Source organism: Chitinophaga hostae (assembly GCF_018224885.1).
In the GTDB taxonomy this organism is placed as follows: Bacteria; Bacteroidota; Bacteroidia; order Chitinophagales; family Chitinophagaceae; genus Chitinophaga; species Chitinophaga hostae.
Map to the genome: position 1 here is coordinate 74914 of NZ_JAGTXB010000006.1, position 14450 is coordinate 89363.

Genomic DNA, 14450 nt, shown 5'->3' on the forward strand with positions numbered 1-14450 from the left:
TATTCCCCGCAAAAACACAAAGCAGTATTTATTTTTAATGGTGTAGCTGTAAGCAGCATGTCCAGGTTTTTAGAAATGGTATGGCTGGAAACAGCATGCCCATGGTGTAAGTTACTATCCCTACTGCTTTGTGTTTTTGCCGGAAAACTATATCCTAAAAATCATCGTAATCCTCATAGTTATCCTCGCCAATCTTTATAATAGCCCGCACATTGGGAAAATACTGCTTTATCAGGGTCGCAATCCGCGTAAAAAGGTAGTCACTTAATACCGGCCCCTCATAATATTCAATTTCGTTGGTTTCGTCGGAGATGATGTACTCTGTAATGTTTCGGTCTATAACAGCCTGAAACCTCCTTTGCCGCGGGAGTTTCCGCAAATTGATTTTGGTAGGTACACCATCTACATTGAATGTACATGCAATGTTTCGCATAACGGCGATTGGGTTTAAATGAGAAAACGTAATGGTTGAGTTGTGTTTCACATGGCAGCCTTGGTGTGCTTACTTCTGCTAAAATAAGCTGATATGGACAAAAGACCAGTATTGACCGTTTATGTTGAACTAATGTTGTCATTTGTGCCATTTTAAACCCATTTGCCAATTAATTACAATACAATTGTAGCTAATTATGTTTATATGCTATGTTAATAGAATGTAAATACGAATTATTTAAATCTGTTACAGCACCTGTGGAGATGGGACAGGAAGCGTGGAATTAATTCCACAGAATTTGACAGCCCAATCCGTTGCAACCCTTACATGCAGGCATTGGATTGAAATTTGGATCATCCTATTTCCCCCGCTGTGAATAAGGGGCTTGGTTAGTTTAGTTGTTAACTGTGTATGTAAAAACTTTTTACCAATGAAGATCAGAACCTTGCTTTTTGTTACATCTTATCCACCTCGCGAATGCGGCATCGCCACTTTCGCGCAGGACCTGGTAAACGCAATGAATAAAAACTTTGCCGGTAACCTGAATATAGAAATAGCGGCATTGGAAGAATCAGGGAAACCAGCAAACATCAAACAATCGCCTGTTACATATTCGGTTAACCCATTTGATATTGATAATTGTATCGACTTCGCCCAGAAAATAAATGAAAACAATAAAATAGACCTGGTGTGTTTTGAACATGAGTTTGGGCTGTACGGCGGTGAGTACGGACATAATCTCCTGGCAATGTTATCCTTACTGGATAAGCCTTTCGTGGTTCGTTTCCATACAGTACTGCCATACCCGGATCTCAAATGCACCAAAGTAGTGAGCCTCATCAGCACATTGGCAGCAAAAGTAATTGTGATGACCCGCTCATCTGCCGAACTGCTTCAGCAGGTATACCATGTACCGGCCGACAAAATTGTGCATATACCACATGGTACCCATGCCCATATTGTAGATGATATACCGGCATTAAAAAGCCACTATAACCTGGACGGAAAATTGGTGCTTACCACCTTTGGCCTCCTGAGCGAAAACAAAGGCATAGAAACGGCTATCAGGGCGATGAAGGATATTGTAAAACAATACCCTGATGTGATATACCTGGTGCTGGGAAAAACACATCCCGTAATATTTTCAAGAGAAGGGGAAAAATACCGGAACTCGCTGGAAAACCTGGTCACTGAACTCGGATTACAGCAACATGTGAGATTTGTCAATTCCTATCTCTCGCTGAAAACATTGCTTGATTATTTATCGCTGACAGACATCTACCTGTTTACCTCCAAAGATCCGCATCAGGCGGTAAGCGGTACCTTCGTGTACGCGATGAGCGCAGGTTGCGCCGTTATTTCTACCTCGTTTGTACAAGCCCGCGAAATGCTGGAAGACGGCGCCGGATGCCTGATCGATTTCAATAATCCTGAACAGCTCGCGGCCAGCGCACTTCAGTTATTGGGAAATGCTGACCTGCGGCAGCAAATGAGCCGGTCGGCCATCGAAAAAACACGCAGCTCCATCTGGGAAAATGTTGCCATCGCGCACATGAGCGTGATCAGTGAAGCACTGGCAGAAGATAAAATTCTTCCCAATCTGCCGCCGCCTTATCTCGACCATGTTGATCGTATGACCGACGAATTCGGCATGCTGCAATTTTCAAAACACGATGTGCCGGATCCGCAATTCGGATATACCCTCGACGATAATGCCAGGGCGCTCATAGCGATGTGTATGTATGCCAATGAGCTGAAATCCAATACATTCGTTAACGCGCTATGTCGCAAATACCTCGATTTTATCAGCTATTGCCAGAAACCATCCGGCAAATTTCTCAATTACGTGGAATGTGGCGGAGGCTTTTGCAGCATGAATGAGGAAGTAAACCTGGAAGACGCTAATGGCCGCGCCGTGTGGGCGCTGGGCTACGCACTGTCATCACACAACAATCTCCCGTTTGATGCAGTGCAGGACGCTTTATCCCTCTTCAGACAATGTTTTAGCTGGATGGAATCACTGCAGTCGCCAAGGGCTATCGCCTTTACCATTAAAGGACTGTATTATTTCCTCCGTTACAAACAAGGTGAAAGAGCGGCAGAGATCCTGCAGAACCTGGCGGCAAAATTGTACAATAACTACAAAGATGAAGCAGATGAGAACTGGCATTGGTATGAATCCTACCTGACGTATGGTAATGCAGTGCTGCCCGAGGCAATGTTGATGGCATACCAGGTAACGGGTATAGAAGCATACCGCAAAACTGCGGAAGACAGCCTGACTTTCCTTTGCAGCAAAACCTTTACCGACAGCCACATGAAAGTGATCAGCAACAAAACCTGGTATCATAAACATACGAATCAAGAGCCAGAGGATGGCGGCGAACAATCCATCGAAGTCGCCTATACCATGTTGGCAATGAATACATTTTATACAGTCACAAAAAATAATTCATATCTGGAAAAAATGCGTTTGGCATTCAGTTGGTATTTGGGTAATAATCACCTGAAACAACTTGTTTATAATCCGTTAACTTACGGTTGCTATGATGGCCTGGAGAAGAATAATATAAACCAGAACCAGGGCGCTGAATCAACCGTGTGTTACCTGATAGCCAGACTTTTGATGGAACAATGGAATAAACATAAATATGTTACAACGAAACAAAGTAGCCTGGAGCCTGTTAAACTCGGCTTCAACTGATAGCACAATGAAATATCCCAGTATACTGATAATAGATGATGAACCGGATATCTGCAGATTATTGCAACTCACACTTGTACGTCACGGATATACTGTGAAATATGTACATGAACTGGGTGAAGGGATGCAGGCCATTTTCAAACATCAGCCAGACCTGCTTTTCCTGGATATCCACCTGCCGGATGGCTCCGGACTGGAGGCGTTGCCGGTTATAAAAGAAAAATGTCCAACACTGCCTGTTATCACCATCAGCGCATACGACAATGCCATGGAAAAACAGATCGCGCTGAAAGCAGGAGCCACTTTTTTCCTGGCTAAGCCCTTCAGTGTCAAACATGTTGATGAACTGATAGATAATATTAAAAGCTAGGTGCAGCTTAGTTATAATTAGTAATTTTATGCAGCTATTCTGTTGCCAATTACCCACTTATTAAAGCAGTATGAAAAATATTCTAATCATAGACGATGAAATTAATATCTGTACGCTCCTGAGCAAATTTCTCGGGAAGCACGGATTTGATGTGGATACCACCATGACGGGTAGTGCTGCACTGAAAATGATGAAGGAAAAGACCTATGACCTCGTGCTTTGTGATTATCGGCTGAAAGATACAGACGGTGCACAGTTGTTGCAGGATATCCACCAGATCAATCCCGCTACCATCGTGATCATTATCACAGGTTATACCGATGTGAGAGTGGCGGTGGAAATGGTGAAAAACGGAGCATATGATTATCTCTCCAAACCATTGTATCCCGACGAAATTCTCAGCCTCGTACATAAAGCATTTGCACATAAGGAATCCGAGCAGGAAAGACAGGCCGTAAGACCCGTGGAATCCGGCAGTGAGCCGGAAGTAAGGGAAACACTGTTATCACGCAGTCAGAATGATAAGAGCGACAAGTACGTGTATGGAGAAAGTGAAGGCGCCAAGGAATTAATCCGCCAGATTAAGTTGGTTGCCCCTACCGATTACAGCGTTATTATTTTTGGTGAAACCGGTACCGGGAAAGAATCGGTGGCTCACCTGATACATCATCACAGTAAAAGAAGCCAGCAGCCTTTCGTTGCCCTGGATTGCGGAAGTCTTTCAAAAGAACTGGCAGCAAGTGAATTGTTTGGTCATGAAAAGGGATCTTTTACCGGCGCCATCAACACCAAAATCGGTGCATTTGAACAGGCGCAGGGAGGTACGCTTTTCCTCGATGAAATTTCCAATTTATCGTACGATATCCAGGTAGCGTTACTCCGCGTATTGCAGGAGAAATTGATCCGCAGGGTAGGCAGCCTGAAAGAAATTCCGATTGATGTACGCATTATCGTGGCATCCAATGAAAAACTGTCTGAATCCGTACAACGTGGTAAATTCCGGGAAGATCTCTTTCATCGCCTAAATGAGTTTACTATTTATATCCCGCCATTGAGAGAGCGCCGTGATGACCTGCCTTTATTTACCACTGCCTTTGTAAACCAGGTGGAAAGAGAGTTGGACAAATCATGCGGAAAAATTTCTTCTGAAGTTTGGGATTGTTTCAGACAGTATAACTGGCCAGGTAATATTCGTGAACTAAAGAACGTGATCAGACGGGCTTGTTTGTTGACACCGGAAATGGAGGATATTACGATGAGCGCGCTGCCACTGGAAATGAAGGAAGCATTCTCCCAGGCGTCGGAGGAAATACATGTATCCGGAGAACTGGCTTTGTTATCCAACGATAACGATCTGAAAACAGTGGCCTTACAGGCAGAGTATAATAAGATTATTAATGTGCTGAAAGAAGTAAAATACAATAAAACCAAAGCAGCACAGGTATTGAATATAGATCGCAAAACTTTGTATAACAAACTGCGCCTGCTAAATATTAATTACTAAAGGAATATTGATTGCCCGGTTAATAACGAAAGGAAATAGCCGGGCAATATTTAAGCCACCGGCAGCGCAATGGTAAACACGGATCCCTTGCCCGGTTCGCTGTCTACATGAATGGTTCCCTTGTGATTTAACAGGATATTTTGTGTGCTGGTTAACCCAAGTCCGGTACCTTTCGCCTTGCTGGTATAAAAAGGGTCAAATAATCTTGCGAGCTTATCTTCCGGAATCCCTGCCCCGTTATCGGCGATCATTAATTTGACTTTATCCTGGTTACGTATGCCTGTAACCGTTAGAACACCTTTTCCGGGTACCATAGCTTCGATAGCATTAATGATGATATTTAAAAAAGCAATCACTACTTTTTCTTCATCTGCATTCACCATTACATCCGGCAATAGCAGGTTTTTTTCTACCTTTATGTCATTGAGCTGAAGCCGGTCCTGCGCCAGTACCAGCGCCTTTTCCACCAGTTCACTGATGCCATATTGATCCATATGCAGTTCTATCATACGGGTGCTGTGCAGCAACTCGGTGATCAGCTGATTAATACGGGTACAATTACGTTCAATAATATCGGTATACAGGCTGGTATCTTCTCCGGCAGCCACTACCGGTTCTTCTTCTTTAAACTGGCTCACAGCCAGTAGTATATTGGTTAACGGATTTCTTACTTCATGTGCAATAACCCTGGCGATACGGCCGGTGATCACGAATTTTTCCTGGTGTTGTTTCTCCTGTTCTTCTCTTTTTTTATCGGTAATGTCCTGTATTACACAAAGGAATATCTGTGCTGCCTCGTCCAGTGTAACAGCGTTGATGAGCACTGTTAATTTTTTATTATCGGCAGTTTTAAACTCGTATTCCAATGCAGTTGTAGCACCAGTGTTACAGATATTGTTGAGAAAAATTTCACTTTGCTCCCGGGAAACAAAGAGATCACGGAGGTGCAGCTTCAGCAATTGCTCCCTGCTATAGCGGAGCGTGCGCAGCGCAGCGGGATTGGCGTCGATAATATTCCGGTCGCAATCTGCCAGCACGATCAGGTCGTGTGCTTTCTCAAAGATGCCATAATATTTTTTTTCACTTTCTTCAATCGAGCGGCGATGGTTGTATTCATCAAGTGCGTACCGGATGGATCTTTCCAGCAGATCGGCGGTAATTTCCCCTTTTACCAGGTAATCGTATGCGCCGGCCTGCATGGCCTCCTGGTCAATTTTGTAATCGCCTTTGCCGGTAAGCATAATTACCGGCAGCTGGTTGGGCATCTGCTGTATGCGCCGAAGCACATCTATACCGGTATTGGGCCCCAGGCGATAATCAACCAGGAATACATCGTGTGAGTTGTTTTCAAGGGCAGCTATACCTTTCTGGTAAGTGGAGGCCCATTCCAGCACATATTGGCCGGGTGATATATCATGTAGCAGCTCCGTTACAAGAAAGAAGTCGTCTTCATCATCATCTATCATTAAAATGTGTATCGGGCGCTCACTCATCGCGTAAGATTGGAAGTTTTGTAATCAAAGACAAAAATTACAGCAATAAAGATGCTAGGCTTTCAACCAGACTTCGTGATCCTCTGTTTTCAGCTTTTGTTTCAGCGGTAGTATAATCACGAAAGTAGCTCCTTTGTCTGGCTCGCCATAGGCCTGGATGTAGCCACTGTGGCTGTCCACAATTTTTTTGCAGATGGCCAGCCCTATACCGGTACCTGAATATTCGCTGATGCCATGGAGGCGTTGAAAAATCAGGAAGATGCGTTCTGCATAAGCCTGCTCGAAACCAATACCATTATCGTCGATACTGATGCGGCAAAAAGTGTCATGCTGCTGGCTTTCTTTCACTACTGCCAGCTCTTTTCCGGTGAGGATCTGGTGATGGATGTTTATTTCCAGCGGCCTGTCCGGGCTGGCAAATTTAATGGCATTAGCCAGCAGGTTCTGGAACAATTGATGAAAGGAGGTGTCGCTGCCTTCAATCACCGGAAGTTCGTCGTATTTTACCTGTACATTCTTTTCTTCCAGTGTTACTTCCAGGTCGCTGAGTACTTCCTGCAGTAGCTGGTTCATATTCACCGGCGTAATACTTTCGGGAGTAATGCGACCCGCCCTGGAAAAAATGAGCAGGTCATTGATCAGTACCCGCATCCGCGAAACCGCCGATACCATGCGGTCTATCAGCTGGGTGGCGTCCGGGGGAAGTTGTTCTTTGTATTTTGTTTGCAGCCGGTCGCTGAAGGTAGATATCTTTCGCAGCGGTTCCTGCAGGTCATGGGAAGCCACATAGGCAAACTGTTCCAGCTCCTGGTTGGTTTTATTGAGCAGCGAAATGTTTTGTTGCAGATCCCGTTGGTAGGACTTCATCCTGCTTTCTATATGCAACTGTAATTTAAACTCTCTTGTAAGCGTGATATAGGAATAGATGCCAATTAAAATGGCCACCAGGGAGGAAATGAGGATCATGGGTACCCACAATACCGCAAAAAAATGGAACAACTCCGACTTTTCCTGCACCAGACTTTCTTCAATGCGGATCATATCGCGCACTTTATTGTCAATAAGGTCCATGGCTTTTTCGCCTTCTTTTACAGAGGACAGCTGTTTTACCTGGGTGGATTCTTCGCCACCCACTTTCAGCTGCTGGTATTTGATAGTCAGCAACCGGCGGAGCGTGTCCAGGTGGTGTTGCTGCACGGGATTATCTGCCGTAATTTTCCGCAGCAGCAGATACTCTTCCTCTATCCGGTTGCTGCGTTCCTGCATACTGGGGTCAAGGAAAGAACTGTCGCGGGTAAGGGTATATCCCCTGATAGCGGATTCGGCTTCTTTCAGCTGCCGGGTGATCACTTCCAGTTTTTTAGATACCTCTATAGCATGATTGAGTCTTCCGGCGTTATCCAGCAAGTTTTTGGCGACGAGATAAGAAAATACCGATGCTGCTACGATCACCGTAAATGCTATGAAAAAACCAAGTCTTATCTTTTTGTGTACTGAAAAATGCATCTGTATGTATGGGAAGTTGAGAAAGCATTTCAAGGTACTATTTATGTTTGAACTTTGGGATCAAAACACCGTTTTTTTTCGCCTGCATCGCTGAGCAACATATTCCACAGAATACCCTTTAATTCTACAAGGCTTACGGGCGCTGCAGAACATAATTATATACCTGGTTACTGCAGAGGTAGAAGCGACCTGCTTTTATTGTCAGTAGCGGTTTTCAGAGAGATGAATACCGCCGAAAAAGTGCCTGGAAACAGGCATTGGAATGAACTTTGGATTACTAATTATAGTTCTTTACCAATAAAAATTTGAATCATGAATAACCCGGATAAAAATAAACAACCTGTCACTGATCCTGCTACACCGGAAAGACAACAACCCGGTAAGGAGGAGCCACCAGTACAACCACCTCCGGTACAACCACCGCCGGTGAAGCCGGAAATTGAACCCATTCCGGAAGAACTTCCCGAACGGGAAACGCCCCGTAAGCCCGCAGATCCGCAGGCTGGCCAGGAACAGGAGCAAGCTTTCAAAAGAAAATCACCGGACAAACAACAATAATTATTTTCTAACCTAAAAAAACCTGTTACAATGCCTACCACTAAAACAGCTTCAAAGAAGGCCAGCGCCGGAAAAATGGACAACTCCAAATTCCACGAACTTTTTGTGGAGGAACTGAAGGACATTTACTGGGCGGAAAAAAACCTGGTTAAAGCCTTACCTAAAATGCAGAAGGCCGCCACTTCTGACGATTTAAGTACCTGCATAGGAAATCACCTCGAAGAAACCAAGGAGCACGTAGCAAGACTGGAAGAAGTTTTTGAACTGCTGGGTAAAAAGCCGCAGGCAAAAAAATGTGAAGCCATGGAAGGCCTGATTGCAGAAGGACAGGAAGTATTGGCCGATACTGAGGCAGATACCGCCGTAAGAGATGCAGGTATTATCATTGCTTCCCAGAAAATTGAGCACTACGAAATATCCGCCTATGGCAGCTTACGCACGCTTGCCAATGTAATGGGGCATACCGAAGTAGCGAAATTACTGGAGCAAACTTTACAGGAAGAAAAAAATGCTGATAGTCTCCTCACAGAGGTAGCTGAATCTGCCATAAACGAAGAGGCGGCAGCAGAATAGCACGATTTGTATAATTGTTTAATGGAAAAACTGCAAAAGGTCCCTGGTATTGCGGGGGCCTTTTTTAAGCTCATTTTATGCAAAAAAGCTATCCCAAAAAGCCGGTAAGACCGCCACAGAAACAACCTGTACAACCCGGACTGGAAGAGGCAATGGAGCCGTCGCCGGTATTCGAAAAAACAAATACCAAAAAAGGAAAATTGCACAATAGAACGGCGCTTATCACCGGGGGCGACAGCGGTATTGGCCGCGCCGTAGCCGTGGCGTTTGCCCGGGAAGGCGCCGATGTGGCTATTGCCTATTTTAACGAGCATACAGACGCTGAAACTACCTGCGGGCACATTACCCTTGCCGGACGCCAATGCTTGCTGATTGCCGGCGATATTGGCAGTGAAAATCATCCCAATGGAGGGGAGATCGTAAATGGTTAATATTGATCAGATCACCGACCCCGTTGCCGTTGCCAGATCGGTAAAACTCCGCTATGTGAAAGCAGATATACCCGGCTATACCCGCCTGCGCAAAGGAAAGGATTTCATTTATTTTGACGATAACGGCCTGCCCCTAAAAGAGCCGGATGTGCTGGACCGTATCCGTAAACTGGTGTTGCCACCGGCCTGGGAAAATGTATGGATATGCCCCTGGCCAAACGGACACCTGCAAGCTACCGGTATCGACGCCAAAGGACGCAAACAATACCGCTATCATGCCGCCTGGGGCAAAGTACGTAATGAAACAAAATATTACCGGCTGCGCCAGTTTGCTGAGAAATTGCCTGACATACGTAAACGGATACACGAAGATTTAAAGCATCCGGCGTTGGATAAAGATAAGGTGATCGCTATCGCATTATCTGTGATGGAAGAAACGTTGATAAGGGTGGGAAATGCTTCCTATGAACGGTTATACGGATCGCACGGTCTTACCACACTGCGCGATAGACATGTAAAAATTAACGGCAGCAAAGCTTTTTTCCGGTTTCGCGGTAAGAAAGGAGTGGAGCATAAAATTGAATTGCAGGACGCCGCACTGGCAAAATTACTGAAGAAAGTACAGGAGGTTCCCGGGCAGGTACTCTTCCAGTATTACGATGAAAATGGGGAGCATAAAGGACTGGATTCCGGTGAGGTAAATGAATACATAAAACAATGCTGCCCGGAAACGGAATTTACCTGTAAGGATTTCCGGACCTGGGCCGGTACCGTAAACGCATTTAATTTACTGGCCGATCTTACCCCCTTTGCATCGGTAACGGAATGCCGTCGTAACATCGTGGCAATAATAGACGGTGTGGCGGGCAAATTGGGGAATACCCGCGCCGTGTGCAGGAAATATTATATCCATCCGCAGCTGTTGGAGAGCTACGAAAAAGGACTACTGGAACCCTGGCTGCAACAGTTACGTGCAAAACGCAATAAACCCGCCGGAGGCGGGTTACATGCAGATGAAAAAGTGCTTTTGAAATTTCTTGTAAGCGCCTGATCAGGCCAGGGTACGGAGAACCCGGCAGGCTATCCGAATAACAGTTGTTCTTCCCTGTCTTCTACCTTAATTTTCTGGATAAACTCGTCAAAGCCGGCCTCTTCGTGCGAGCTATAAGCGCCATAAGCGTCCAGTACATAGCCTTTCTCCCCGTCCTTGTCTTCCAGTACATACAGAATAGAGGAATCTGAAGGATCTGACTCTCCTTCGAAACGATACGTTTTAACGATAGTCAGGTCCTCCGGATTATATATTTTTTGTGCATCCTTATTCTGTAACCTGCCATGATCACTCATATTCAATTCATGATCAAAGCCTCTCTCATGCAGTTTTTCCAATACTCTTGATAAAGTGGTCATTTCACCTGGCTTTTCCATAAAAAAGGGTTTTAGTTGAAATGTCAAAAACCAAAAGTTATGCCGCGATGTTTTATGATAGTGGTACTATTTGTGTTAACTTTTTATTAAACTAAAACTATAACATCATGCGTGCAATATGGTCAGGATCTATAGGATTTGGGCTGGTAAATATACCGGTGAAACTATTTAGCGCTACCCAGGACAGCCGGCTGGACCTGGATATGCTCGACAGTAAAGATCAGGCACATATCAAATTTAAACGGGTCAACGAAAATACCGGCAAAGAAGTGCCCTGGGAGCAGATTGTAAAAGGGTTTCTTTATAATGATGAGTATGTAGTGCTGGAGGATGAAGATTTTGAAGCCGCCAGCCCAAAGAAAAGTAAGATCATAGAAATTGAATCCTTTGTGGAGGAAACAGATATAGATGATATCTATTTTGAATCTGCCTATTTTATAGAACCCGCCAAAGGAGGGGAAAAAGCCTATTCCCTGCTGTTGCAAACCCTGGAAAAAACGGGGAAAGCAGGCATCAGCCGCTTTGTACTCCGGTCACAGGAACACCTGTCTGTAGTAAGACCAAGGGAAAACTACCTGTTACTGCAACAACTGCGGTTTGAGGAGGAAGTGAGGTCATCCGCTGATCTGTCGCTGCCTGCTAATGTAAAATTCGCAAAAAAGGAGCTGGATATGGCCATCGCCCTGGTAAAACAATACACCGCCAAATTTGATATCAGCGAGTATAAAGATGAATACAAGGCTGAGCTCATGAAAATAATAAAGGCAAAAGCCAGTGGTAAGAAAACAGTCGTGAAAAAAATGCGGGTGGTGCATACGAAGAGCGATGACCTGTTTGATCAGCTGAAAGCCAGTCTTGGAAAACCCGCTGCTAAAAAACGTGCATCATGAGCCTTGCAAAATATAAGCAGAAACGGAACTTCAGCCAAACAACGGAACCCAGTGCCGGAAAGGCTGTACAGGGTAAGCATGTATTTGTGGTGCAGCGGCATCATGCCTCCCGGCTGCATTACGATTTCAGGCTGGAAGTAGATGGCGTACTGAAAAGCTGGGCAATACCGAAAGGACCATCCATGAACCCGGCAGATAAACGGCTGGCCATGGAAGTGGAAGATCATCCGTATGACTATAAAGACTTTGAAGGTACCATACCCGCAGGTAACTACGGCGCCGGCACCGTTTATATCTGGGACAAAGGAACGTTTGAGCTTATGAACCCCGACGGCAGTAATTTCGATAAGGAAGCCCTGAAAGAATTGAAATCAGGCGATCTGAAAATAGTGATGAAAGGAAAGAAGCTGAAGGGAGAATTTGCAATGGTGAAAATGAAAGGCCGGGAAGAAAACGCCTGGTTGCTCATAAAACACAAAGATAAATACGCAGTAGATGAATATAACAGTGAAGACTATACGCCGGAGAAAATAAAAGCACAGGGATTGAAAGAAAAGGCTGCCGCTAAACAGGTGGCAAAAAAAAAATCAGTCGTCCGGGTGAAGCCGGTCGCGGAGGCAGCTCCTTCTCCCGGAACAAAAAAGAAAACCATCGCAAAAAAAGGGAAATCTCCTATCAAAAAGGTATACAAACCTATGCTGGCAACACTGGTCAGCGAAGCATTTGATGGCGATAACTGGCTCTTCGAAACAAAATGGGATGGCTACCGCGCTATTGCCAGTGTGGCCGGTAACAAGGCCATGCTTTATTCCAGGAATGAGAAATCCTTTAACAATGATTATCCCCCGGTAGTGGCTGCCGTAGAGAAAATTTCGCATAATGTGGTACTGGACGGAGAGATTATTGTACTCGATAAAAAGGGGCGATCTGACTTCCAGTCGCTGCAACAATATAAAACCACCGGGAAGGGTAACCTGGTATTTGCCGTATTTGATCTGCTTCACCTGGATGGCAACGAGTTGCAGGAAATGCCTTTACTCGCGCGTAAAAATCTATTAAAGACCCTGCTGGCAAAACTGGATGATAAAATGGTGCGGTTTTCGGCGCATGTATTAAAAAGTGGCCACCGGTTTTTTGCCAAAGCCAGGGAAAAACAGTGGGAGGGCATTATAGCTAAGAAAGCAGACAGCATATATGAGGAAGGAAGAAGGGGCATGTCGTGGCTGAAAATAAAGATCGTGAATGAGCAGGAGGCCCTGATCTGCGGTTACACCGCTCCCCGTGGCAGCAGGAAGAAGATCGGCGCCCTGGTATTGGGCATCTATGAAGGAAAAAAATTAAAGTATATCGGGCATTGCGGTGGAGGACTTAACGAGGCTACTATCGGTAACCTTTATGAACAGCTGCAACCCCTGGTAACAAAGGCGTCGCCATTCAGTGAAAAAGTAGCCACCAATATGCCGGTTACCTGGGTAAAGCCCCGGCTGGTATGTCAGGTAAAGTTCCAGGAATGGACCGGCGACGGACACCTGCGGCAGCCGATATTTCTTGGACTGCGGGAAGATAAACCAGCAAAGGACATACATCCGGAAATTGCAAAAAAAATGACCATGACGGCAACTACCCTTGAAAAAGAACGCACCCTGACGCTTAACAGCAAAAAGGTGACCCTTACCAATCAGTCAAAGCTGTACTGGCCGATTGAAAAAATCACCAAAGGCCAGCTGATTGATTACTACCTGTCGGTAGCAAAATATATGTTACCGCATCTGAAAGACCGGCCTTTATCGCTGCATCGATTTCCCAATGGCATTACAGGTCCTTCTTTCTACCAGAAGGATCTTGACCTCACGCAAACCCCCGGTTGGATAAAGAGTGTGCCGCTGCTGGCCGATTCTACCGGCAAGAACGTGGACTACCTGGTTTGTAATAATGAAGCCACGCTGGCGTATATGGTAAACCTGGGCTGTATTGAAATCAACCCCTGGCTGTCGCGGATAAATAAGCTCGATGAACCGGATTTTATAGTGCTGGACCTGGATCCGGAAAACATAGATTTTAAATATGTGGTGGAAACGGCCCGGCATATCAAAGCCATGCTGGATGGATTTAAGATCACTTCTTTCTGTAAAACCTCCGGTTCTACCGGGTTGCATATTTATATTCCAACGGGAACCACAAAAATAAGTTATGACAGTAGCCGCCTGTTTGCGGAATATATTGCCCGCCATGTCAATGAACAGTTGCCTAAAAGCACCAGTGTGGTAAGGGCTAAGGCCGCCAGGAATAAAAAAGTATATATTGATTTTCTGCAGAACAGCCGGGGGCAGACTGTTGCGGCGCCTTATTCTGCCCGTCCAAAACCAGGTGCCACCGTGTCGATGCCGCTTTTATGGGAGGAAGTAAATGAAAAATTAAGGATCAGTAATTTTAATATATTTAACTCACTGGAACGGATAAACGAAAATAACGACTTGTGGCACGATATTAAAAGTGTAAAGAATGACTTGCGTAAAGCGATAGGTGAGATAGAAAATAGCCGGTAGCACGCAGGTATTTC

At 45.1% G+C, this 14450-nt stretch carries 13 protein-coding genes; 9 read left to right on the top strand and 4 right to left on the bottom strand.

The window, feature by feature from the left end; translation table 11 throughout:
• Positions 1-154: 154 nt before the first annotated feature.
• Positions 155-433, bottom strand: coding sequence for a hypothetical protein (locus KE626_RS14040; RefSeq protein ID WP_211973547.1), 279 nt, complete (start codon positions 431-433; stop codon positions 155-157).
• A 430-nt stretch (positions 434-863) separates the two neighbouring features.
• Between KE626_RS14040 and KE626_RS14045 the strand changes: the two genes are divergently transcribed.
• The 3 genes from KE626_RS14045 (at position 864) to KE626_RS14055 (ending at position 5011) form a co-directional block, all read left to right on the top strand.
• A complete protein-coding gene (locus tag KE626_RS14045; RefSeq protein WP_211973548.1) occupies positions 864-3137 on the top strand; it encodes a glycosyltransferase in 2274 nt (757 codons plus the stop codon).
• Positions 3138-3144: 7 nt separating this feature from the next.
• Positions 3145-3507 carry a response regulator gene (locus KE626_RS14050; RefSeq protein WP_249207466.1) on the top strand — a complete coding sequence of 121 codons (363 nt, stop codon included), beginning with the start codon at positions 3145-3147 and terminating at the stop codon, positions 3505-3507.
• 70 nt (positions 3508-3577) lie between these two features.
• Positions 3578-5011, top strand: coding sequence for a sigma-54-dependent transcriptional regulator (locus KE626_RS14055; protein ID WP_211973550.1), 1434 nt, complete (start codon positions 3578-3580; stop codon positions 5009-5011).
• A gap of 50 nt (positions 5012-5061) precedes the next feature.
• On the opposite strand, the gene KE626_RS14060 is transcribed toward KE626_RS14055, so the two are convergent.
• Together KE626_RS14060 and KE626_RS14065 are read right to left on the bottom strand one after the other, a co-directional pair.
• Positions 5062-6504, bottom strand: coding sequence for a hybrid sensor histidine kinase/response regulator (locus KE626_RS14060; protein ID WP_211973551.1), 1443 nt, complete (start codon positions 6502-6504; stop codon positions 5062-5064).
• 54 nt (positions 6505-6558) lie between these two features.
• The gene (locus tag KE626_RS14065; RefSeq protein WP_211973552.1) at positions 6559-8010 is read right to left on the bottom strand and encodes a sensor histidine kinase; all 1452 of its coding nucleotides are present in this window, start codon (positions 8008-8010) and stop codon (positions 6559-6561) included.
• Positions 8011-8322: 312 nt separating this feature from the next.
• On the opposite strand from KE626_RS14065, the gene KE626_RS14070 reads away from it, so the two are divergent.
• The 4 genes from KE626_RS14070 (at position 8323) to KE626_RS14085 (ending at position 10623) form a co-directional block, all read left to right on the top strand.
• The gene (locus KE626_RS14070) at positions 8323-8568 is read left to right on the top strand and encodes a hypothetical protein (RefSeq protein WP_211973553.1); all 246 of its coding nucleotides are present in this window, start codon (positions 8323-8325) and stop codon (positions 8566-8568) included.
• A gap of 30 nt (positions 8569-8598) precedes the next feature.
• On the top strand, positions 8599-9141 hold the full coding sequence (locus KE626_RS14075) for a YciE/YciF ferroxidase family protein (RefSeq protein ID WP_211973554.1): 543 nt from the start codon (positions 8599-8601) through the stop codon (positions 9139-9141).
• A gap of 77 nt (positions 9142-9218) precedes the next feature.
• Complete coding sequence (locus tag KE626_RS14080; protein WP_211973555.1) at positions 9219-9572, top strand: SDR family NAD(P)-dependent oxidoreductase; 354 nt, start codon at positions 9219-9221, stop codon at positions 9570-9572.
• Positions 9565-10623: a DNA topoisomerase IB gene (locus tag KE626_RS14085; protein WP_249207467.1), complete on the top strand. Its 1059-nt coding sequence runs from the start codon at positions 9565-9567 to the stop codon at positions 10621-10623. Before KE626_RS14080 ends, KE626_RS14085 begins: the two co-directional genes overlap by 8 nt.
• 29 nt (positions 10624-10652) lie before the next feature.
• Here KE626_RS14085 and KE626_RS14090 read toward each other — a convergent pair whose 3' ends face one another.
• Positions 10653-11000 carry a hypothetical protein gene (locus KE626_RS14090; protein WP_211973556.1) on the bottom strand — a complete coding sequence of 116 codons (348 nt, stop codon included), beginning with the start codon at positions 10998-11000 and terminating at the stop codon, positions 10653-10655.
• 107 nt (positions 11001-11107) lie between these two features.
• On the opposite strand from KE626_RS14090, the gene ku reads away from it, so the two are divergent.
• A complete protein-coding gene (ku, locus tag KE626_RS14095; protein WP_211973557.1) occupies positions 11108-11890 on the top strand; it encodes a non-homologous end joining protein Ku in 783 nt (260 codons plus the stop codon).
• On the top strand, positions 11887-14436 hold the full coding sequence (gene ligD, locus KE626_RS14100; RefSeq protein ID WP_211973558.1) for a DNA ligase D: 2550 nt from the start codon (positions 11887-11889) through the stop codon (positions 14434-14436). The genes ku and ligD overlap by 4 nt, the downstream gene beginning before the upstream one ends.
• The last annotated feature ends 14 nt before the right edge of the window (positions 14437-14450 follow it).

What these genes read in the sequence shown, in the direction of transcription:
- KE626_RS14040 (WP_211973547.1), bottom strand. Translation starts at nt 433, where the DNA reads ATGCGAAACATTGCATGTACATTCAATGTAGATGGTGTACCTACCAAA.
- KE626_RS14045 (WP_211973548.1), top strand. Translation starts at nt 864, where the DNA reads ATGAAGATCAGAACCTTGCTTTTTGTTACATCTTATCCACCTCGCGAA.
- KE626_RS14050 (WP_249207466.1), top strand. Translation starts at nt 3,145, where the DNA reads ATGAAATATCCCAGTATACTGATAATAGATGATGAACCGGATATCTGC.
- KE626_RS14055 (WP_211973550.1), top strand. Translation starts at nt 3,578, where the DNA reads ATGAAAAATATTCTAATCATAGACGATGAAATTAATATCTGTACGCTC.
- KE626_RS14060 (WP_211973551.1), bottom strand. Translation starts at nt 6,504, where the DNA reads ATGAGTGAGCGCCCGATACACATTTTAATGATAGATGATGATGAAGAC.
- KE626_RS14065 (WP_211973552.1), bottom strand. Translation starts at nt 8,010, where the DNA reads ATGCATTTTTCAGTACACAAAAAGATAAGACTTGGTTTTTTCATAGCA.
- KE626_RS14070 (WP_211973553.1), top strand. Translation starts at nt 8,323, where the DNA reads ATGAATAACCCGGATAAAAATAAACAACCTGTCACTGATCCTGCTACA.
- KE626_RS14075 (WP_211973554.1), top strand. Translation starts at nt 8,599, where the DNA reads ATGCCTACCACTAAAACAGCTTCAAAGAAGGCCAGCGCCGGAAAAATG.
- KE626_RS14080 (WP_211973555.1), top strand. Translation starts at nt 9,219, where the DNA reads ATGCAAAAAAGCTATCCCAAAAAGCCGGTAAGACCGCCACAGAAACAA.
- KE626_RS14085 (WP_249207467.1), top strand. Translation starts at nt 9,565, where the DNA reads ATGGTTAATATTGATCAGATCACCGACCCCGTTGCCGTTGCCAGATCG.
- KE626_RS14090 (WP_211973556.1), bottom strand. Translation starts at nt 11,000, where the DNA reads ATGGAAAAGCCAGGTGAAATGACCACTTTATCAAGAGTATTGGAAAAA.
- ku (WP_211973557.1), top strand. Translation starts at nt 11,108, where the DNA reads ATGCGTGCAATATGGTCAGGATCTATAGGATTTGGGCTGGTAAATATA.
- ligD (WP_211973558.1), top strand. Translation starts at nt 11,887, where the DNA reads ATGAGCCTTGCAAAATATAAGCAGAAACGGAACTTCAGCCAAACAACG.